Source organism: Nocardiopsis sp. CNT312 (assembly GCF_000515115.1).
Taxonomy (GTDB): Bacteria; Actinomycetota; Actinomycetes; order Streptosporangiales; family Streptosporangiaceae; genus Nocardiopsis.
Genome location: NZ_AZXF01000020.1, coordinates 58,465 through 79,582, shown reverse-complemented (window position 1 = coordinate 79,582; position 21,118 = coordinate 58,465). Strand labels below are relative to the sequence as shown.

Sequence of the window (21,118 nt, the reverse complement as noted above, 5' to 3'; positions counted from 1 at the left end):
GATACCCTTTCTTCGCTTTAGTGAGTTTTATGGCTCAAAGATCATTTATCGCATTTGCATCCCCGATGTCACTTATCGAATCCTCAGAAGTCAAGCGAAGATCATGCGATCTGGGAATAATCACACACATCATGGATGGTGCTCTGCCATCCTGGGTTTCCCTGTTTCCACCCCCTAAGAGGTTTCGAGGACCCCCATTGATCAAGCGCGTCACCCATGTCAAGGACTTCCGATGCTTCCAGGGATGGAGGCAGCGGAACAACGCCGTCGGCTTCGAGAAGCTCAACCTGCTCTACGCCCCCAACGGCACCGGGAAGAGCACCTTCGCCGAACTGGTCAGCGGCGTTCCGGACGATCCAACGTGGTCCCACGGCATGAAGGCCGTGGTCCAGATCGGCGACGACCCGGACGACACGGAGACGGTCGATGGTCCCGGGCACTGGATCTGGGACGGTATTCGCCTCTTCAGCGCCGAGTACGTGCGTCGCAACCTTCGCTTCGACGCCCACGAAGAACAGGGCGGCTGTGCCGACGCTGAGGCACTGCTCTACCTGGGGCGACCCACCATCGAACAGCAGGAGCGCAGGGAGGCCGCACAGGCCGAGCTTGAACGGGTCAGCACGGAACTGAGGGACCTGCGCAAGAAGCGCGCGTCGGTCGAACGCAAGCGGGATCGTCTGTGCACCGAACTGGGGAGCAGGGCCCACCGCGAACTGGGGCCTGTGAGCGGCCGTTTCAACCGGGGCTTCAACAAGAACCACGTAAAGCGGGCACTGAAGGCTCCGCTCACCCCTCAGGAGGAGCTCGACGCCGCACGCGACCGTGACCGAAGCCTCATCGCCGGGTCCGCCCCTGAACCGATTCCCCCGGTCAACGCCCGTGGCCTCGCGCTCGGCGAACTGGAGGTGCAGATCGTGGATCTGCTGGCCCGCACCGTGGCCTCCGAGGCTCTCGACGCGCTGGTCGGCCGTCCCGAACACGAGGCATGGGTGCGCGAGGGCGGCAGGTTGCACGCCGACCGCGACACCTGCCTGTTCTGCGAGGGGCGGATCACCGACGACCGCAGGGCGCGGCTGGCACGCCACTTCGACGAAGGCTACGCCCGCCTCCTGGCCGAACTCGACGACGCCGTCGCACAGACGCGGCTTCTGCGCTCCCAGGCCGAACACTTCTCCTCCGCTCTCCCGCACCGCACACAGTTCTTCGAGGACATGCGCGAGGACTACGACGAGACGTACAAAAAGGTCGAGAGCGCGGTCACGTCCTTCCAGAACGGGCTGGACCGCATCGTGGAGGTCCTGGAGCACAAGAGGGGCGCGATGTTCGCCCCGCTCGCGCTGCCCTCGGACATCGCACCGGTGGCCGTCGACACCACCGGGCTGGACCGAATGCTCGGCGACCACAACGCCCGCACGGACTCAATCGCCGACGAACGTGCGCGGGCCGCCGACCGCGAGTTCGAACGCATGCTGCACGACGTCGCGACCCCGATCCGGGACCACAACCGCCAGGCATCGGAGCTGACACGGCGGATACAGGAGCAGGAGCGCACGCTGGACGAGTGTCAGGAGGTGCTACGCGAGATCCCCCGGCTCGGACACGATCCCGAGTACTTCCTCACCGAACTCAACAGGGACATCTCCTCCCTGCTGCGGCGATCGGACCTGCGATTCGTCCACGACGACGGCCGCTACCGGGTGCTGCGCCACGACCGCCCCGCCCGCCACCTCAGCGAGGGCGAACGGACCGCGATCGCCCTGATCTACTTCCTCACCAGCCTGGCGGGCGGGGGCCGGAGCCTGGAGAAGACCATCGTCATCGTCGACGACCCGGTCTCCAGTCTGGACGACCACCTGATGTTCGGCGTCTACTCGATGCTGATCGCCAAACTGGACCCGGACGCAGGATTGTGCCGACAGCTCTTCGTCCTCACGCACAACACCGTCTTCCTGCGCCACTGGAGCAGGGAGCTCAAGCGCAAGGACAGCTCGACGACGCTGCACATGATGAAGTCGGTCGGGGAGGGCGCGGATCGCGCACCGGTGCTCGTTCCGCTGAACGCCAAGCGCGGCAGGGACTCGGTCATCCTGGAGACCGAGTACCTCCTGCTCTTCCACAGCGTGACGCACAACCTGCTGGACGCGATCGACGGCACGTCGTTGGACGCCGACCTACGCCTGGCTACCTCGGTTCCCAACGACGCGCGCAAGATGCTGGAACACTTCCTCCAGTTCCGGGTACCGGAAAAGGGCGGAAACCTGACCGAGGCCGTCGAAGAGCTGCTCCCGGGAAAGCGCGACCTCGCCGGGGAACTGACCCGATTCCTGCACAGCAACTCGCACCGGACCCCTGACGCCCTCGGCAAACCGATCCTGGACGCCGCCGCGACGCACGTCCTGAAGGGGGTGTTCACCCTGATCCGCGACACCGATCCCAAACACTTCGAGGGCATGTGCACGCGGCTGGGCATCGCCGACCGGAAGCACCGGCTGACGTTGGCCTGACCGCCGCGACGCCGGGGAGCGCTTGAGGGCGCAAGCTACACCGCGCCGACTGACCGACTCCCCGCCCAGGACCGCTGGACCGTAGACCACCGCACGTGCGTCCGGGACACGCCACGGGATGTGGCCCGGGCTCCCGCCGTTGACGGGAGCCCGGGCGTCACACCTGAGGTGTCAGCAGGTCCTCCATGCCGTGGATGTTCTCACTCGGGAAAGGACACTCATCGGAACCGCGGAGGCTTTGGATCGCGGTGTCCGGATCCTTGGTGAACAGCACCACGGCCAGAGAACGGGTCGCGCGGGAACAGGCGACGTAGAAGAGCTTGCGTGTGCGCTCGGGGGTGTGTTCCCTGTCGCCTTCGATGTTCTGTCGATCGGACTTGCTGAGTTCCCTCAGCCCGAGGAGCTTCTCGTAGGAGTACTTGTTCCACTTGCTGCGGTCGTCCTCCAGTAGAACCAGAACCCGCGCGAACTCGGCGCCCTTGACTCCGTGCTGGGTTCCGTAGGGCGAACGCCCTCCAAGGTAGTCATGGTAGGCGCGGAGCTGGCCGACCGGACAGGCCAGGTACGAGCGCATGACCCTCGCCAGACTCTCCTGCCTGTCACGTTTGCTTTCCTGCGATAGATGCGCGGTCTCCTCTTCCGGTTCCGGTCCCTCCTCGTCCACTGTCCCTTCGAACAGGGAGAAGTCACCGTGGTCGTGGATGTGCGGCTTCAAACGGCGATCCAGCCGGATGATCCCAGTCCGGAGAACGTGGCGTAGCACCCCGGCGACAGGCTCCCGGCTGTCGCGGGCGAGGAGTTCGACCAGCCTGTCCGTACCCGCCTTCAGCTCCGCCAACGTCTCCGCCGGAGCCTCACCTTCAGTGAAGTTCCGCAACCGGGGAGAGAACCCTCTGAGCATGCCCAGGGCGCTGACTCCATGGCCTGCCTCAACCGCCTCGACCAAGGGGATGAGCCGATCCAACAGGGGTGCCAGGCTCCAGTGCGTCCCCTCCGTGTACTCATCCCTGAGTCTCCCCCCGGCCTTTCCCCTCGCCTGACGGAACGCACGGTCCAGGTCACCGAAGCCCAGCCGCAGTGCGGCCAGACGGTGCTCCAGGACGAGGATTCTGAGATGCTCTCCCTCCGTTCCCTGGCTCCACAACAGATCCTCCTGCGCCAGCGCGAGGTGATCGCGCACCTGGCCCAGTCGGGTGTCGTCCTCTTGTTGGGAGGGCAGCACGAACAGGTCCGCGTATCCGGAGTCGCTCTGACGCCTCTCGTCCCCGCCCAGCACCTGCTGCAGGTCCCCGTCCTGAGGCGACTGGCTCCGAATGCGGTTGATGACGTCCAGGACCCGCTTCGGGCTGCGCCAGTTCTGTCGTTTGCGGATCACCTCCCAGGTGTCGTCACCCGTGACGAGTCCGCTTCCCTGCAGGTAGATCCGCTGCATGGGATCGCCGAAGAATCCGACGCAGAACCTTCCCCGCTCTCTGTTCTCGATGCTCTGCAAAGCCTCGACGACGCGGGGGTCGGTGTCCTGGCTCTCGTCCACCAGAACGTAAGGGAACGCCTGGGCGACAATCGCGGCCATTCGTTCACAGCGCTTAATCATCTCGGGCACCATACGCAGGATCTCGCTGTGGCCCAGGGTGCCGGTGCCGTAGTTCCTCGCCGCTTGGTAGGTGAAGCGCAGCGAGGGGTCGTCCACCTGCTTCAGTTCCTCGACGTACTTGGCCGCATTGTCAGCGCCACGCTCGTCGATGACACGGGTGATGTCCTCCCGCACCCAGGTCCGTATCATCCCCTGGAACGGTTGCGCCAACCGCCACAGGAAACTGTGGATCGTGGAGACGTGGAAGAGCGGGTCGGCGTCGACCCTGTGCGTGATCTCCTTGACCGCCGCGTTGGTGTAGGTGATACAGGCGACCTGGCGCCGCTGCCCGAGCAGCGCGGCCCCTTCTCGTCGGCCGATATGGCGCAGGGCCTCGACGAGGGAGGCCGTCTTCCCCGCCCCGGCCCCGGCGATCACGACGAACCCCCGCTTGACCGGGTCCTGGAGGACCGCACGGATCCGCTCGTCCGCGTCAATGCCGCCGTGCTCAAGGACCGTGCTCACAGCTCTACCTCCCTGTCGAGCTCGTTGTTCAGCCACGACAGTCCGTCGTTGATGTACTGCGGGTTCTTCCACGGCTCGTCCGTGTACAGGTCGAAGAAGTGCAGGGCGAGATTGGTCTTTCCTGCCGGAGGCTTGCGCACGAAGTCGTGGACCTTCTCCAGAAGCTCTGCCACGGTTGCCTCCTCGGGCGGACGGAATCCGATGTCCTCGCCGTGTGCGCGAGTCCACGCGAGGTTCTCCAGGATCATGGCCTCTTCGAAGGTCCGTCCAGCCCTGACATGCGTACTGTCCTCCCACAGGAACTTCTGGCGGGTCTGGTAGGCGATCCGCACCCGCGAAAGGACGGCCCCCTCCCGGCATTCCACCTCCTTGTCCCCTTCGGGCAGGTCCAGGAGTGCGTTGATACCTGTCACGCCGGGCAACCAGCCGGCGAGTGTGGGGTTGGCGGTGACTGCGCCGCCGATGTCGACCTGGCACGCCTTCTTCCGGGTGCGACCGTCCGCGCCGACGGTATCGATGACACTGTCCAGGTCGGTGATCACCAGTGCGGGCAGCCCCAGGAACTCCACGAGCGGTCGGAAGCGGTGTGCGTGGGAGCCTCCGACCTCCAGGAGGGGGATGTGCGAGCTCGCGACATGGCTCAGATCCCCGGGATGGTTGGCGACCATCAGTGGAAGCAGGACGCGTTCAGCGCCTCCCTCCACCAGGATGACCGCGTCAGCGAAGAACAGATGGCAGTTGGTCAACGTGAGGAACCTGCGCAGGAACTGGGTGTCGTCGGACCGCAGCCGGGACAGGTCTCTGACTTCGCAGATCGGTACGCCGTCGACGTTGACCCGGCGGAAGTACCGGATCGGGTCGAAGGACGTGTCGTGGATGATGTGGGGGGAGTGCGTGGTCACCATGAGCTGCGTGTGAAATCCGCTCTCGCCCTCCTCGGCGACGAATTCTCGCACGATCCTGAGGAACGCCTGCTGGAGCTGGGGATGCATGTGCGCTTCGGGCTCCTCGATGACCACCAGGTGGACCAACGGCCGTCGCTCAGTGTTCGAGACCCACCTGCGGTGCATCTCGTGGATCTCCAGCAGCATGAAGAGAAAGTTCTTGTAACCCAATCCGTTGTGCCGCTCGGGAAGCTGCCGCGTGTCGTCGTGTTCACCGGCCGTGAACTGGTAGTAGACCCATGCGCTTTCGGCGAGGAGCGTCTGGTCGCTGTGTCGGCTGCGAACGCTCAACCGGGGATTGCGCACACCCGGTCCCGCGACCCCGTGCAGTCGTTCGAAGATGGGCGCGAACCTATCGGTGAGGTAGGACTGCACCCGCGCTTCGGAGAACTTGACCGCCTGGTACGCGGCGTGGTCGACCTCGTCCGCCCCGGAGCGGTCAAGAATCCTGCGCACGTGCCGGGACAGATCACGCCCCTTGGAGTTCTGGTCGTCGGACAGGAAGCGCTGTGCGTCGACCATGTCGACGTGGATGAGGCCGTCAACGAAGTCCTGTGCGGCGGCGGGTGAGTCGCACACACGCCCAATGACATCCGTTTCCTCGCACGCGGCGCCTTCACGCTGGAAGGAGGCGGGATCGATCACGTGGTAGCGGAACGCGTAGGCCGCTCCCAGCTCCCGGTCCAGGTAGTCGCGCAGATCCTCAGGCCAGGGTTCGTAGACTCCCCGCTCCCCAGGCGCAAGGTCCTGCTTGGCTCGTTCAGCCTTCGCTCGGCTCTCCGCGAACCTCGTGGGCAGGTCGTCACGGGGCGCGAGCTCCAGGCGTAGTGCCACCTGTCCGACGTCCTTGTCCAAGTCGTGCAGGCTCATCAGTTCGACAACGCGGTACCACTCTTCCCTGCCCACCTCCAGCAGCAGGTCGAGCCTGATCCTCGGCAGAGCCTCCACGGCTTCGTCATCGAGTTCCCTCACCCCCTGGAAGGAATCCCAGCAGCCAGAGTTGAAGTCGTAGAAGGTGAGATCGCTCTTCCTGCGGCCGAAGAAGAAGCGGAAGACGTGCGTCATGGACGTCTTACCGCTGTTGTTCGCCCCCACGAAGACCGTCGCGCCCCCGTCAAGGTCCACCCTGACCGAACGCAACCTCCGGAAATTCTGCACACGAACAGAAGAAATACGCACACTCACCCCAGAAAAGGAAGAATCACTCCCGCAGCAGTCGAAGCACGAACAAGAGTTCGGAAGGCCGCGCGGGAGAAACGACGAAGACGACGTTAGTGCTTACTTGCTAGTAGTGTTCTGATATCCGAAAATTCCGTCGGCTTCTGACGCAAACGCCTGAATGCCTCTGTTAGGACGCTTCCTCATAAAGAGCGGCATCCGGGCATCGACCAGTATCCGCTGTAGGGCGAGCCGGGTCAGGGGGCCTCTTCCGGGGCCTGCGGGGGCCGTCCCGGCACCGACTCGGTGATCCACAGCGGCTTCCCGTCGCCGCACACGACCCGGATCCCCTCGGCCGGTTCGAGGCTGGTGCGCCGCACGTGCAGCCACCTGCCGTCGACCTCGGCGACCGGATGGTGGGGCGAGCGCAGGAAGCGGTGGGTCCTGACCTGGTCGTGGATGGTCCGGGCGGCGTCGGACCAGCGGATGGCGGCGAACCCCTCCTCCATGAACCCCGCGTAGGTGGCCTCGGCCCCCTCCTGCGGTTCACCGGGGTGGCCGGCCACGACCCGGTCCAGTGACTCGCGCAGCAGATCGTAGACCACGGGCATCGCGTCGGCGCAGTAGTTCGCCCAGGTGATGCCGTCGGCCAGGGGGATGCCGTCGCGCTGGGCGAGGATGTTCCCGGTGTCGAAGTCCTCGTCCATCCTGTGCACGGTGACGCCGCCGGTCGGGTCGCCGTTGCGGATGGCCCAGAGCAGGGGTGCCGGTCCCCGGTACTGCGGCAGCATCGACACGTGGACGTTGATCGCGCCGTGCCGCGGGATGTCCAGCACGGAGCGCGGAAGCCGCCAGGCGAAGCCGAAGACGATCAGCAGGTCGATCCGGTAGCTCTCCAGCAGGAGTGCGAGCCCGTCCGCGCTCCCCGGCAGGAGCAGGTCCATCCCCCGGGGCAGGGCGCCGACGGTCGACGCGGCCGTCTCCCCGGCGTCGGCGAGGTTGCGCCCGCCGGAGCGCAGCGAGCGGCCGTAGAGGTAGGCGACGGGGTGGTGGCCCGCGTCGGAGCAGGCCGCGTGCACGGTGGAGAACTCTGCGGGCCCGGACAAGATCACGGCGATACGCAGAGGGGTCGGCATCTCCCTGTTTCTCTGGGGCCAGGCGACGGAACGCGGTGGGTCCGTCAGGTCAGCGTGTACTCGGCGTGCGGGACGGCCAGGTCCCAGGCCGAGGCGAGCGCCCCGGTGCACAGCCGCCGCATGATAGTGCGCACCCCAGATGGTAGGCCGATTTCACGGCACGGGTGGGAGAAACCCGCACAGTTTTCGGGACGTCAGGAGCCTCCGCGCGCCCCGTCCTTCGGCAGGTGGTCGAACAGGGACGCCGGAACGCGGACCACCGTTTCCCCACCGGGGATCTTCATCTGCCGGAGGTCGTCCGGATCGCTGACCACGTAGCCCTGCACGATGAAGTCGCCGCTCTCCTCGTCCCGGTACAGCCGCGGCGAACCGCCCTGGCCGGTAGGGCCACCGGCGAACGTGATTCTCATGGTCGAACTCCACTTCCCAACGTCGGTCACTGCACCGATCGATCTGCTACACCGATCGCCGTACAAGCTAACAGCCGGGACAGCCATAAAAAAGGATTTCCCACCTTTCGGTTCCTATGAGAACAATGAGGCGTATGGGAACTTTTTCGGAGAACGATCCGCTTCGGTGTTCCGGCTCACGGGTGCGTCTGACGGGCGGGCGACCGGTACGGGGAAGCCGTCACCCTCGACCACCTCGGCATCGCCTACCGGCACCTGCCGAGGCTGGCCGAGGCGCTGACCCTGCTGGCGTCCGCGCGCCGGGGCGCGGAACGGTTCGGGCGGGCCGGGCCGACTCCACACGGCCCCAAGGGTGGCGACCCCCTGCGCTGGAGTCACTCTCACCGCCGAAACATGCTCCAGCACAGGGGTCGCCTCCACTGCCACCGGTCAGTTGAGCCCGACCAGCTCCGTAGCCCGGGTGTCCCTGTCGGGTACCACCACCGCCCCCGGCACCGAAGCATGACCGGAGGATACGTATCGGCGGAAACCGTGCCCTCACCGGCCTGCCAGCCGCCCGATCCGAACCCGGGATCGAAGCCGGAATGGTCGACGGGAATACATCCAGCTTTCATCATTACCATCAACAGAACCGAGCCACAAGAAATTGCGCTGCAGACAACATCGTAGACAGATTCCATGGAGGAATAGTCCAACACTATGTAGCCTCTGGTCCCACAACACAGGAGCGATAGGGCACCAAATTCCAAAATCACCGTGGCCACATCCGGCCACACCCGTGGTTTCCCTGATCGGCAGCGTTTCCCACAGTGATCCACAGGCGAAAGTGCGGGGGCCGACCGGGCACACGGACACTCGCCCTTCGGGACCTGCGTGCCCTGAGGAGAGGAACCCCTCTCAGACCGCGACGGCCTCCGGGGCGGAGAAACCGCGGGGCAGCAGCACCTGGTCGGACTCGGCGGTGATGCCGGCGGAACGGCCGTCCAAGGTGGCGGCGGCCTGCGGTCCCCGCATCGGGCACAGCAGCCACAGCCCGTACGGGCTCCGGTCGGCCTCGCGCGCCTCCTGGATGAGGGTGCCCAGCAGGGACCGGCCCGGCTCGTAGCGGGCCAGCGGAGTCGCCCGGTACAGCAGCACCACGCCGCGACCGGCGGGGGCCTGCGCGCTCGCGGCGCGCACCCGCTCGCCCAAGCGGCGGAAGACCTCCTCCAGCATCCGGTCGAAGGGCTCGGGGCGGCTGTTGTCGGCCTCGGACAGGATGTCCCAGTCCAGGGCGGCGCCCATGCCCTCCATCACCTCGTCGACCACGTGGACGAACCCGTCGGAGACGTCGAAGGGCACCACCCCCGGCATACGGGTGAGTACGCCCGCCGACCGCTCGGTGTCGGGGAGCCACGCCTTGAGCGCCCGGTAGCCGCCGCGCGGCACCGCCCGCTCCAGGCGCCGCCACACCTCTGCCGAGGCGGCGTCCGCCCCCTCCGGGTCGTAGCGGTGGCCGGTGTGGGTGGAGGGCTGGTAGGTGGTGAACTCCGGTTCGAGGTACCAGCAGACGGTGTCGCCGGTCCTCTCCTCGCGGAGCTTCTTGTGGCGCCCCTTGAGCAGGGAGTACAACCGCTCCCGGCCCGGCTCGGGCAGCGCGGGGAAGCGCGAGCGGACCCGGTCGCGGATCTGCTCCGGGGTGATGCCCGGCCGACCCAGGTAGCCGACGGCCTGGGTGATGCTCAGGGCGCGCTCCAGGTCGAGGTCGACCGGGTACAGCTCCAGGCGCGGCGTGGCCTCGGCCCGCTCGGAGGCGGCCGCGGCGAGCTGCACCAGGGCGGTGTCGGGGAACGGCTCCATCCCCTCGGGCGGGCGCACCGCGCGCAGGGCGCGGCGGACGGTGCCGGGGTCGGGCAGGGCGTCGGAGTCGCCGAGCGCGACGAGCTCGTCGGCGCGCTCGCCGAGGAGTTCGGCGTAGTCGAACAGGTCGCCCTCGACCGGTACGAGGGGGTCGTTGTCGATGACCTGGGCGGCGATCACCCTGCGGGCGTAGCGCCGCACGGCGAAGCGCTGCTCGGTGCGCTGCTCCTCGTACTCGACCACCGCGCGCACCGCAGCCAGGGCGTACACCGAGCGCTCCTCGGTGTCGAGGGTGGAGCCGCGCATGGCGAGCAGTTCGGAGGCGATCTGGCGGACCTCGCGGACCCGGTTGTTGCGGGCGAGGATGTCGACGATGTCGTCGCGCACCGATCCGAGCAGGGAGGCGTTCTTGCTCCAGTAGGTGAACGCCTCGTCCAGGCACTCCTCCACCCGCCCCCGCGGGAGGCCGCCCAGCGCTTGGGCGACCTCGCGGTGGGTGGGCCACCAGTCCAGGCGCCCCTTCCTGTCCTCGGGCAGGCCGAGCAGTTCGCGCACCACCCGCACCCACCACCGGTTGGCGTCGGTGGTCTTGGGCAGGAACTGGCGGATCACCTGGTCCACCAGGGCGTTGCGCTTGGTCTCCTCGTCGGCACCGCTGGGCAGCCTGACCGTGGCGGGGACGGCGTACTCGGCCACGTCCAGGTGCCTGCGCCAGTAGGCGGTGGCCTTGCGCAGCTCGTTGCGGATGGCGCGGGTGCTGCCGCGCATGTGGGTGATGTCGCGGACCGGCCTGCGCAGCAGTTCGCCGACGGTCTCGCAGCGCAGGATCCGCTGGGCGGTGTCCACCGCCAGCGGAGTGAGCCCGGACAGGTGGAGCGGGGTCTCCACCGTGGCACTCCCCTGGTTGCGGCGGCGCGTCTCCTCGCTGTCGGCGGCCGTCTCGGCGGCGGCCCCGGCGTGGAAGGCGGCCTCCCAGGCCGTGCGCATGTCCGCCAGGGAGGCGAAGCGCCCGTCCACGCGGCGGTGCAGGGCCCGGTGGAAGAAGCGCACCAGCGCGTCGCGGCTCTGCTCGGGGAAGGACTCCTCGGCCAGGCGGGGCACCTCCACGTCCTCGCCCAGGAACTCGGGGTCCACGCCGTCCTCGTCCCAGACGGGCAGTTCCCCGGTGGCCATCTCGTGCAGGGTGACGGCGAGGGCGTAGCGCTCGGCGGAGTCGTCGTAGGGGCGCTCCGGGCCGAGGAAGGGGTCGAGGTAGCCGCGGGTGCCCGCCGAGGTGTGCCGCGGCGGCGCCTGGGACAGCGAGAAGTCGAACAGCACCAGGCTGCGGGCCCGCTTGGGGACCTCCCGCACCCCCAGGTTGGCCGGCTTGATGTCGCGGTGCAGGACACCGTGGGTCTCCAGGTGCTCGACCACCTCGAACAGGTGGCGTCCGAAGGTGGAGAGCTCACCGGCGGTCAGGGCGCCCTGCCGGGCGAGGTAGTCGGCGAGGGTGCTCTGCCCGGCCAGTTCCAGGAGCAGGACGGTGCGCTCGCCGATCTCCCGGAGTCCGGGCTCGGCCCCCTCCTCGGCTGCGGCCATGGCCACGACACGGGGGTGGGCGCCGACCGTGCGCAGGGTCTGGGCCTCGCTGCGCAGGGACCGGACCGCGGAGTCGGTGTTCAGGGCGACCTTGTAGACGAGTTCGCGGCCGGCCCCGTCGTGCATGAGCAGTGCGCGCGCGGTGGCGCCCCTGCCCAGCACCTCGCGCACCCTCCAGCCCTGGGTGACCTCGTCGCCGCGCTTGGCCACGAGGGGGTCGGTGGTGACCTCGGGCAGGGTCAGGCGCTCCTCGACCTCGTCGAGCCCGCGCAGGAACGCCTGCACGGTCGCCAGCCGGTCGCCCGGGGAGCGCTGGGTGGCCTCACGGACCAGCGTGTCCAACTGGGGGACGATGTCGTCGCTGACCGCGGCGGGGGTCAGGCAGTCGTGCTCCTGGATCCGCTGGCTGAGTTCGGCGCGGTCCCGGGCGGGGGGCCGCCCGGTGAAGACCAGGTAGGTGAGGGCGCCCAGGCCGAAGAGGTCCTGGTGGGCGGCCCGGCCGGTGAAGTCGGGGAACTCCGGCGCCAGGTAGGGTGCGGCGGCCTTCTCCACGTGCGCGGCCAAGGCGCGGCCGCCCAGCGCCGCCTCCAGGTGTTCGGTGGCGGCTCCGCTGGAGGTGGCGTGGGAGGTGCGCGCGCCCCTGCGCAGGCGCAGGCTCTCCCGCGAGGCCACCTGCCAGTCGGCGATGTACAGGCGCGGGTAGTGGCCGTCCATCTCCACCCAGACGCTGCGGGCGGCCAGGGCGCGGTGGTAGAGGCGGTTGCGGTGGGCGTGGTTGACCGCCTCGGCCAGTTGGCGGACCATCTCCATCCGGGTGTCGACGTCCAGGTCCGCGCCGTGCTCGGCCATGAAGTGGTCGAGGCGCTGCCAGGAGGAGCGGTGCCGGAAGACGATGGCCGGGCCGAGGTCGGCGCCGCCCTCCTCGATGAGCCCGAAGTACTCCGCCTTGACGATGCCCTCGTGGGAGATGCCCTCCAGGGACATGTACTCGCGTTTGGCGGCCTTCTCCACCGAGCGGCGCTCGTCGTCGGTGGCGTTCTCGCCGTAGTGGTACAGGCGCACCCGGCCGGTGCCGCCCAGGCGCTGGTGCTCGGCCTTGAAGTCGGTCCAGGTGGGCCCGCTGTCGAAGGAGCGCTTCTCCAGGGTGTACTCGCCCAGGCTCAGCGCCCGGTCCATGGGCGTGATGCCGATGGTCTCCATGAGGCGGGCGACGTGGCGCAGGAAACCGGGGTCGACCCGGCTGTGCGGGACGTCGAGCCACCCCTTCGACACCCCGGGCAGGCCGGTCTGCCTCTCCAAGCCGTCGCGGCCGTAGACGTTGGCCCGCTGGACCTCGTCGAACTCGCAGCGCAGGTCCGGGTCGGACAGGAAGACGCCCGCCTCGATGAAGGGGACGCGCACGTCGCGCAGGCCCAGTTTCTGCACCGCCCACTGCAGGCGGTTCTTGAGCTCCTTGGCCTTGAGGTCGGTCAGGTGCAGGGGGTTGCTGATGGTCCGGCGGCGTCCGTCGCGGTCGGTGAAGGTCCACTCGCTGCCGTGGTTGGCGGCCCGGCCCGAGTGGCTCTTGATCTCGACGAGGTAGGCGCCGGTGGGGGTGACGGCGAACAGGTCGCACTCGCGGATGCGCTGGTTGCGGGCGGTGAACGTGAACCCCGCCCAGGCACGGTAGTTCCCGCTGGTGGGGAACCGCTCCCGGACGTGTTCGAGGGCGGACTGCTCCCAGGGGAACTCCGAGGGCTTGCCCCACCACCGGTTCGACATCCCGCTCCGCCTCTCCAGTCCCGCACCCGCTCGGCCGCCCGTACAGCATAGGGGGACGGTGCGACGGGCGGGCCGGTCATGGCCGTGCCGGGGTCGTGCCAGGTGACTGGACGCCCCGCTCGGGGCCGGGAGGCGGCGGGCGGTGGCCGGGGTTCCGGTGGCGCTCGGCCCGCCACCGGAACCGGGGCAGGGGCTCACCCGAGCGCGCTGAAGACGAAGGCAGCCATGGCAGTGAGAGTGCCCGAGGTGGCGATCGTTGCGGTTCCGGCCGCGCCCAGAACCGCAGGCCAGGGCTTGTCCGCCTCACGGGTCACGAACGCGGCGGTCAGAGCGGCGAGCACGGAGACCAAGACGATGGCGATCACGGATGCCAGCACCGCGACGGAGTTGGTGGACATGGGCAGCGCCTTTCGTGCGGGGGGAGAGACATCACGGAAAGTGATGAATGGAGGCATGTGGGGACCGCGCGAACGGGGCATGGCGCGCGTCGAGGGCTTGCGAGTACCAGAGTAGCGATTTATCTCAGCACGCACAAAAAATTACCGCACTCACATGATCTATTAGACTGCCCGGGGTGGACAGCCTTTCCCACAGAGACTCGCAACACCACTCCGAGCAGGAAAGACCCCGAACAGCTAGGCAGGGCATGTGACCTACACCTCACTAATGAGAGAGCTTCGATCCCTCGTGTGGAGCACCCTCGACGAACTCCGAGGGTCGGCCCCCGACTCTTCGACCGCGTGGCGCGAGACCGAGCACGCCATGGTCATGTGGGCCCTCGCCACGACGTTCGTCACTTTCTGTGAAGACAACGGGTTCGTGGCCGACAGATCACTCAGCCGGGCGGATCTGTCTGAGCCCGAATCCCCAGAGGACGCGCTTCAGACGATCGAGTGGGCCATCGAGCGCGTGGTCCGAGCACACCCCGTCCTGGGTGCCGCTTTCCAGGACGACAGCGGAGCGTGGCGGAACCACTCCTGTGGCCCCAGGGCGGCGCACCGGCTGGTCTCGTACTGGCACAGCCCCGACCGCCCGTCCCTCCGGGCTCCAGCCCCACCGGTCGGCTCAGGCCCAGACCACGGATTCGACACCACGGTTCTCGGATCGCTGTACCAGGACCTCTCAGAGGACTCGCGCAAGGCCGACGCCCTTCTCACCACGCCGGGCTTCGTCGTCGACCTGCTCCTGGAGCAGACCCTGAAGCCCTCGCTGCGGGACGCCTCGGTCACGGGGCACGGTTTCCGGTTCATCGACCCGGCCTGCGGCTCCGGAGGGTTCCTCCTCAAAGCACTACCCATGGTCCTGGAACGGATCCGCACCGAACAGCCGGAGCTCCCCCTGTCCAACGCCGTGGCCCTCGCCCTCGCCTGTGTTCACGGCTCGGACCGCAACCCGTTCGCGGTCATGGTGAGCCGGTTCCGCCTGGCGATCGAGGCACTGTGCCTCTCCGAGGGCGCCGACGCCGCCGACGAGCGGGACTGGCGGATCCTCGTCGTGCGGGCGGACTCACTCCTGGAGGGCACCGGGGCACCTGAGGAGGACGGTCCGTTCACAGGACTCACCGGCCCGTCTGCCTCCTGGCCTTCCTCGGCGCGGGACGCCGATGTGCTCGCGCGCTCCTCCTACGACGTGGTGGCCACGAATCCGCCCTACATCACACCGAAGGGCAAGAAACAGGCCGACTCCTACCGCAGGCTGTACCCCAGCGCTCGATCCGGCCCCTTCGCCATGACCGTGCCCTTCACCGAATGCGCCTTCTCCCTCACGCGCGCGGGTGGCAGCGTGGGCCTCCTGACGGCGAACTCCTTCGCCAAGAGGGAGTTCGGCAAAGCCCTGGTCGAGGAGTTCCTCCCCACCGTGAAGCTGGAGCGGATCGTCGACACCTCCGGGGCCTACATCCCCGGACACGGAACACCGACCCTGATCCTCATCGGGAGCAACCAGCGCCCCGAAGCGGAATCGCAGGTGACCGTGGTCAGTGGCCTGCGAGGAGAGCCTTCGTTGCCTGACGATCCCCGACACGGCCAAGTGTGGGCATCCATCCGGGAGCGGCTCTCCACGGTTCCCAGTGAAGACCTGTGGACCGCGTCCGAGAAACGGCCCCTCGCGGAATACTGCAAGCACCCCTGGATCCTCGCCGCTCCCAAGCCAGAAAAGGTCTTCCAGTCACTGCGCTCACACAGAACTCTGGGCGATACGGCATCCCGGATCGGCTACGTCGCCAGCACCGGCGCGGATGACCTGTTCACCTCCTCTCCTGCCTCGATGCGCCGCTGGGGGTGTGAGCCGGCGGCGACCATCGATGCCGTCACGGGCTCCGAAGTGCGCGACTGGCAGTCCCGGAGCGAACGGGTCGCGTTCTTCCCGCGTAACCGACGAAATCAGTCTCATATTTCGGACATCCGAGCTCTTCCGGGTCACCTCAGGCGGCTGTGGCCCTACAAACACCATCTCAAGAATCGTCTACGCACCGAGGGCAAGCCCTGGTACGACTGGCACCAGTTGACCGTTGGTGACGGCGTCTCATCGTGGTCGATCATCTTCCCCTGGGTGGCGACCCACCCCCACTTCGCCCTCAGGCAGGAGGCCAACGCCCCGCTGAACTCGGCCCCTGTCATCGAATTGCCCCCGTCCGTGACCGAGGAGCAGGTCCTAGGACTGCTCGGAATACTGAACAGTTCCACGGCGTGCTTCTGGTTCAAGCAGGTCAGCAATACCAAGGGCAGCCCCCGGAACGGGCAGCTCAGGTCCGGTGACACCTGGGACACCGTCTACGAGTTCACCGCGACCCGGATGCGCGACCTCCCCCTCCCCCGCACGACCGAGGCCGCGATCCCACGCGAACTCGACACCCTGGCGCGCCGCCTGCTGGAGCTGCGCGTCGAAGTGGGCGACCCCGAGCACACTCCGACGCAGGAACGCATCATCGAACTGGGGCAGGAGTGGCACGCCACCCTCAACCGCATGATGGTGCTGCAGGAGGAGTTGGACTGGCGCACCTACGAGGCGTACGGACTCATCCCAGAGGGAAGCCTTTCCCAGGTCTCCTGCGAAGAGCTGCCCGACGGTATCGACGTCGGACAGCGCGCCTTCGAGATAGTCCTGGCTACCAGGGTGGCCTCGGGTGCCGAGGAGAGCGCCTGGTTCGACCGCCATGGGGCCGCTCCGACTCTCGAGATCCCCGAACAATGGGGAAGCGGTTATCGGAACACCGTGTCAAAGCGGGTGGCCGCCATCGAAGACGACCCCGTACTGCAGGTTCTGGAGCGTGCGGACTTCAAACATCGCTGGACCACTCCCCCGTGGGAACAGGTGTGGCGCCCCGCCGTCACCTCCTGGCTGCTGGACCGATGCGAGCGCCGTGAACTCTGGTATGCCCAGGAATCGGAGGGCTCCGAACGCCCCACCGCCCGCACCGTGTCCGAGCTGGTCTCACTTCTCGCCGGCGATCCGGACGTGATCGCCGCGGTGGAGGCACTGAGCCCTGGGGACACCCCACACGCTGTGCTGCCCGACCTGCTGCAGCAGGAGCACGTCCCCTTCCTCGCGGCGCTGCGCCTGCGCCGCTCGGGACTGGAAAAGTACGCCGCTTGGAGCAAGACGTGGGATCTTCAGTGGAACGGGGAACGGCAGTCTCCGCTACCGCCGAAGTACAGGTCGTCCGACTTCCTGAGGACCTCCTACTGGAACAAACGCGGCAAGTTCGACCTGCCCGATGAACGGTTCATCTCCTACCCAGCGGGTACCTCACCCGCGCTCTCCCCGACCAGTGTCCTCGGCTGGGCGGGATGGGACGCCCGTGAGCGTGCCTGGGTGCTGGTGGACCTCATCGAACAGCACCTGGCGCCGCCCACCGCCGCGACCGGGACCGTCGTCCCGCTCCTGGCTGGCCTGGCCGAGGTGCTGCCCTGGGTCGGCCGTGTCGGTGCGGGCATCGGCCCCACACACCCCCACGGCGACCAAGCGCAGCTTCTCAGGCGATACGAAGGGTTCCGCGCCCTTCTGGACCTCACGGAAAAGGAGGTCGCGGGCTGGAGACCGCCGCCGCCACGCCGGGGCCGCCCACCGAAGCGAAAGGGCGCATAGGTGTCCCCTGGCACCGAGGACACCCTTCTCCGTTGGAGACGTCTGCGTCCCCATTCGATTGGGGCCGCAGACGTTCACCGAGAAGTGGGAGGTCAGCCGGGAACAGCGCCCTCCCCCACCCATGTGTCCGCCTCACGCCAGACCAGCGAGACCCCCATCACACCGAGGAGCACCGGAGCCGACCACTCCTCCTTGGGCGGGGTGGGAAGGACGATACACACATGGTCGGCCTCTGAGCCCCCGGCCCAGCGCGCCTCCAGGGCCTCCAGTGCCGCGTCGCGCAGCCGTTCGTAACCCGTGTCCCCGCTGGAAAGGACCCGGTACAGGACCGAACAGTCCGAGAGTGCGCAGAACACGTCCCCGGTCTCCTGCTCATCGGGCAGATTCCCCGTCCTGTAGAGATCGGCGATGAGGCTGTGCCGCAGGAATCCGTACACGCTCTGATCCTGCGTCCGTCTCCGCTGCCCAAGCCCTGCGAGGAAAAGGCTCAGGTGTTCGGCCGCCACAGGATCGTGGTGCCCGCTCTGGGGCGGTGCCGGTGCTGTTTGGGCGCTCATCCGCTCGTCTTCCGTGGGTTCGTCCGTGTCTTTGAGGTCCGGCTCTGGAACGGCATCCTTTTTCCGGCTCTGCTGAGAGACCCGGGAACTGACACCAGCCCTGTACTGGGCCCAACTGCGCTCGGCGTGCACGGTCTGGTAGTCGACCACCGACGTGGCCGTGCTGTTTAGGACCAGCCGGTAACCGTGGCACTCCACCTGCCACAGACCGTCCGTACGCCGTGCCTGCCGCCCTTCGGCCAGAAGGTCATCGATCATGGTGCGGATCTCCGCCTGAGCTTCCACCGCGCTGGCCTTGTGCCAGACCGCGAAGCGCGCGCGTGCTGCGGCACTGACGGTGATCCCGTCCGCCTGAACCGAAGCGTCCAGCCGTACCGAGGTGTCCAATCCGTCCGGCACCGGGAGAGCGGTCGCCTTGTTCCGCGCCCGAGCCTTCTCGGTCCGGTAGCCATCGCAGCCGGGTTCCCTGCACCAGCGGTCCGGCGAACTCGTGCGGTTGGTGCAGCGCCGGCCGTCCGCACGGTGACGGGCACAGGTCCTCTCCTGTTCTGCTGCGGGGGCGTCAGGGTCGACGAGGGTGTCGGGCAGGGATCCGGCATGCAAGACGGTCAGCGTCTGGGTACACCTGGTCAGCGCGACGTAGAGCCGACCGTGGCCTCCGGGACCCGAGTCGGTGATCTCGCGCGGCTCCACCAGGACGACGTGATCGAACTCCAGGCCGCTGACCTCGGAAGCCGAAAGGAGCCGAACGGAACCGTCGCTGGCTCCAGCAGCCCCCTGCAATGCGTCCGCGATCATTCCCAGGTGGGGAGAAGTGTCATCGACGATGACCGCCACAGAGCGTTTGCCGGCCGCTGCCAGGAGTTCGTCCACTCGGCGTCGGACCCCGACGACCAGTTCCTCCGGAGCAAGGCGGGCCATGACCAGCTCGCCTTCCCTGGCAGATCGGAGTGTTTCGGGGAAGGTCGTCAGGTCCGAGGCGGCCACGGCCACGGGAACGGCCGTGTGCATCACCTGGCTGGGGATGCGGTATCCGAGAGTGAGTTCCTGGAGCTCCCATCCGTCAGGCAGTTCGAGGTAGCCGGTGAGCGTCGACCACTCAAGGTGGTTGTGCACTCCGGTGGACTGGGCGAGATCGCCCAGGACGGTGAAGGAGCCACTCGGGCAACGTCGTGCCAGAGCACGCAACTGCATCGGTGTGAGGTTCTGTGCCTCGTCGACCACGACGTGGCGGTAGCGGTCCGGGGCCTCGCCGGTGAGCAGGATCCGCAGCTCCTCCAGGCAGAGAAGGTCGGCACGTGTCCAGGGCTCCTGTCCCACCTGTGCCACTGCTGCGCGGTGCAGCACCGTTCTCTCCTGATCCGTGAGGACGCCCTCGGAGGCCTGCGCCAGCACCTTCGAGTCGTCGAGGATCCTGCGGTACAGGCGGGTCTCGGAAACCCTGGGCCAAGTGGCATTGACGGGGCCGGCCAGTGAGGAAGCGACACGGTGACGCAGTGCCCGCCCCTGGCGGCGCTGCCGGTAGGAGGCCTGGTCAAGGAGTCGGTCGACCAGCAGGTCGGTGAAGCGCTGGCGACGAACGTTCAGGGGAGCGTCCAGTGCGAGGACTTCGCCGAAGGCCTGCTCGATCTCGGCCCCCTCGACTGCCAGGGTCTCCTCGTCGATTGGGACCTTGAGCCGACCCTGATCGAGGAACTTCGACCAGGCTCCTGGACTCACCAGGTCACGGACGGCTCCGCGCAGGACCTCGACCATGCGAATGTCGGTCTTGACCCTGCGCTGCTCAGCGGTGTCGTGTCCTCCGACCCTTCCCGGACACAGATCATCGATGCGCAAGGAGGCCACACCGCGTGTGCCCAGGGATGGCAGTACCTCGCTGACGTAAGCGAGGAAGTGCTGGCTCGGGCCGACGACGAGGATTTGCTCCGGCTTGAAACGGTCGTTGTCCAGTAGCCAGGTGACACGGTGCAGGCCGACCGCGGTCTTTCCGGTCCCCGGCCCGCCTTGGACCACCAGGGCACCGGGGCGGTCGTGACAGACCAGATCAAGCTGGTCACGATGGATGGTCTCGACGATGTCACGCATCAGCCCGTCACGGGAGCGGTCCAGCTCCTGGTGGAGGAACGGATCCTCGGCAGTGCCCGCCTCCTGCTGCTTTCGGGCCTTGATCACTGCGGCCACCTGAGCCGGGGATGCTTTTCCCAGGACGGAAGGCTGGGTGCCCCGAACGAGTTCGTCGTGGTAGTCCAACACGCGTTGACCTCGACAGCGCAGACGTCGGCGGAGTGTGACGACGCCGTTCTCGTTTCCGCGTTCGCGCCGCCAGCCGACCGCTGCCGAACTGGTCCACTTGACGACGAAGACGTCACCCTCCTCGTCTCGAACGCTCCTGCGGCCGACGTAGAAGGTCTCGTCTTCCTCATTTTCACGAAGGTCGACCCGCTGAACGACGAGCTGCCGACCATCGAGTCGGTACTCCTCGACCCAACGCGCGTACTCCTCTCGCTGGGCCACGCTGTCCTTGGCACTAGCGGCAGCGTCGGCGGTGGACAGCCGTTCGGTCTGGTGGCGCTGCCGCTCCAAGCACTGATAGGCCCGTTTCACCGCCGCCTGTTCCTGATCGATGATCCGTTGACGGACCTGGCTCCCCAATCCCCTCGCCTCCCCCTCAAAGAAAGGTGCCACAGGCAATGCCCGAGTCACAGTGCAACGCCGTTCCTTGCAATGACGCACCGCACCGACTTCGGAACCTTATGCACATCAGATCGCCACCATCCACGCACGGGAAGACCCCGAACGCAACAATTGACCTTAAAGACAATACCATTTGCCCCACAAACCCTCACACCGATATCCCTCCGCCATCCCCAAGAAGTTCACAGAAGATGAGGGGAGTGCGAACCACCCAGTCAGTGGCGACATGAAAACAGCACCAATTTTCTCACATGGACACTTCCGCCAACAGCACTCCATCAGTAGTCAACCAAGCACAACCACGACAGTGGGAGCAGTCATGGGTTCATCCATCAGAACTAAACCCAAAAAAC

General features: G+C 67.3%; 9 protein-coding genes. 2 read left to right on the top strand and 7 right to left on the bottom strand.

Annotation, left to right across the window (positions count from 1 at the left end; all coding sequences use genetic code 11):
* Positions 1 to 197 precede the first annotated feature (197 nt).
* Positions 198 to 2,504: an AAA family ATPase gene (locus B042_RS0110320; RefSeq protein ID WP_028648224.1), complete on the top strand. Its 2,307-nt coding sequence runs from the start codon at positions 198 to 200 to the stop codon at positions 2,502 to 2,504.
* A gap of 157 nt (positions 2,505 to 2,661) precedes the next feature.
* Here the strand turns inward: B042_RS0110320 and B042_RS0110315 are convergent, their stop codons facing one another.
* The 6 genes from B042_RS0110315 to B042_RS0110285 all read right to left on the bottom strand — a co-directional run bounded on the left by B042_RS0110315 (position 2,662) and on the right by B042_RS0110285 (position 13,826).
* The gene (locus B042_RS0110315; protein ID WP_028648223.1) at positions 2,662 to 4,602 is read right to left on the bottom strand and encodes a UvrD-helicase domain-containing protein; all 1,941 of its coding nucleotides are present in this window, start codon (positions 4,600 to 4,602) and stop codon (positions 2,662 to 2,664) included.
* Complete coding sequence (locus B042_RS0110310) at positions 4,599 to 6,725, bottom strand: ATP-dependent endonuclease (protein ID WP_255342332.1); 2,127 nt, start codon at positions 6,723 to 6,725, stop codon at positions 4,599 to 4,601. Before B042_RS0110310 ends, B042_RS0110315 begins: the two co-directional genes overlap by 4 nt.
* Positions 6,726 to 6,961: 236 nt before the next feature.
* Positions 6,962 to 7,840, bottom strand: a complete 879-nt coding sequence (locus B042_RS22720) for a methionyl-tRNA formyltransferase (protein ID WP_081748710.1) — start codon at positions 7,838 to 7,840, stop codon at positions 6,962 to 6,964.
* A gap of 194 nt (positions 7,841 to 8,034) precedes the next feature.
* Positions 8,035 to 8,250: a hypothetical protein gene (locus tag B042_RS22715; protein WP_036554580.1), complete on the bottom strand. Its 216-nt coding sequence runs from the start codon at positions 8,248 to 8,250 to the stop codon at positions 8,035 to 8,037.
* Between the two features lie 897 nt (positions 8,251 to 9,147).
* Positions 9,148 to 13,428 (bottom strand): BREX system serine/threonine kinase PglW, encoded by a 4,281-nt coding sequence (gene pglW, locus B042_RS0110290; RefSeq protein WP_028648221.1) that lies wholly within the window; start codon positions 13,426 to 13,428, stop codon positions 9,148 to 9,150.
* Positions 13,429 to 13,622: 194 nt separating this feature from the next.
* Positions 13,623 to 13,826, bottom strand: a complete 204-nt coding sequence (locus B042_RS0110285; protein WP_028648220.1) for a hypothetical protein — start codon at positions 13,824 to 13,826, stop codon at positions 13,623 to 13,625.
* A 268-nt stretch (positions 13,827 to 14,094) separates the two neighbouring features.
* Between B042_RS0110285 and pglX the strand changes: the two genes are divergently transcribed.
* Positions 14,095 to 17,514: a BREX-2 system adenine-specific DNA-methyltransferase PglX gene (gene pglX / locus B042_RS22710; RefSeq protein WP_155989000.1), complete on the top strand. Its 3,420-nt coding sequence runs from the start codon at positions 14,095 to 14,097 to the stop codon at positions 17,512 to 17,514.
* Between the two features lie 92 nt (positions 17,515 to 17,606).
* Here pglX and B042_RS0110275 read toward each other — a convergent pair whose 3' ends face one another.
* The gene (locus tag B042_RS0110275; protein ID WP_231493907.1) at positions 17,607 to 20,675 is read right to left on the bottom strand and encodes a UvrD-helicase domain-containing protein; all 3,069 of its coding nucleotides are present in this window, start codon (positions 20,673 to 20,675) and stop codon (positions 17,607 to 17,609) included.
* Positions 20,676 to 21,118: the final 443 nt, after the last annotated feature.

Excerpts from the sequence above, each read along its gene's own strand:
- B042_RS22720 (WP_081748710.1), bottom strand. The coding sequence starts at position 7,840 with ATGCCGACCCCTCTGCGTATCGCCGTGATCTTGTCCGGGCCCGCAGAG.
- B042_RS22715 (WP_036554580.1), bottom strand. The coding sequence starts at position 8,250 with ATGAGAATCACGTTCGCCGGTGGCCCTACCGGCCAGGGCGGTTCGCCG.
- pglW (WP_028648221.1), bottom strand. The coding sequence starts at position 13,428 with ATGTCGAACCGGTGGTGGGGCAAGCCCTCGGAGTTCCCCTGGGAGCAG.
- B042_RS0110285 (WP_028648220.1), bottom strand. The coding sequence starts at position 13,826 with ATGTCCACCAACTCCGTCGCGGTGCTGGCATCCGTGATCGCCATCGTC.
- pglX (WP_155989000.1), top strand. The coding sequence starts at position 14,095 with ATGAGAGAGCTTCGATCCCTCGTGTGGAGCACCCTCGACGAACTCCGA.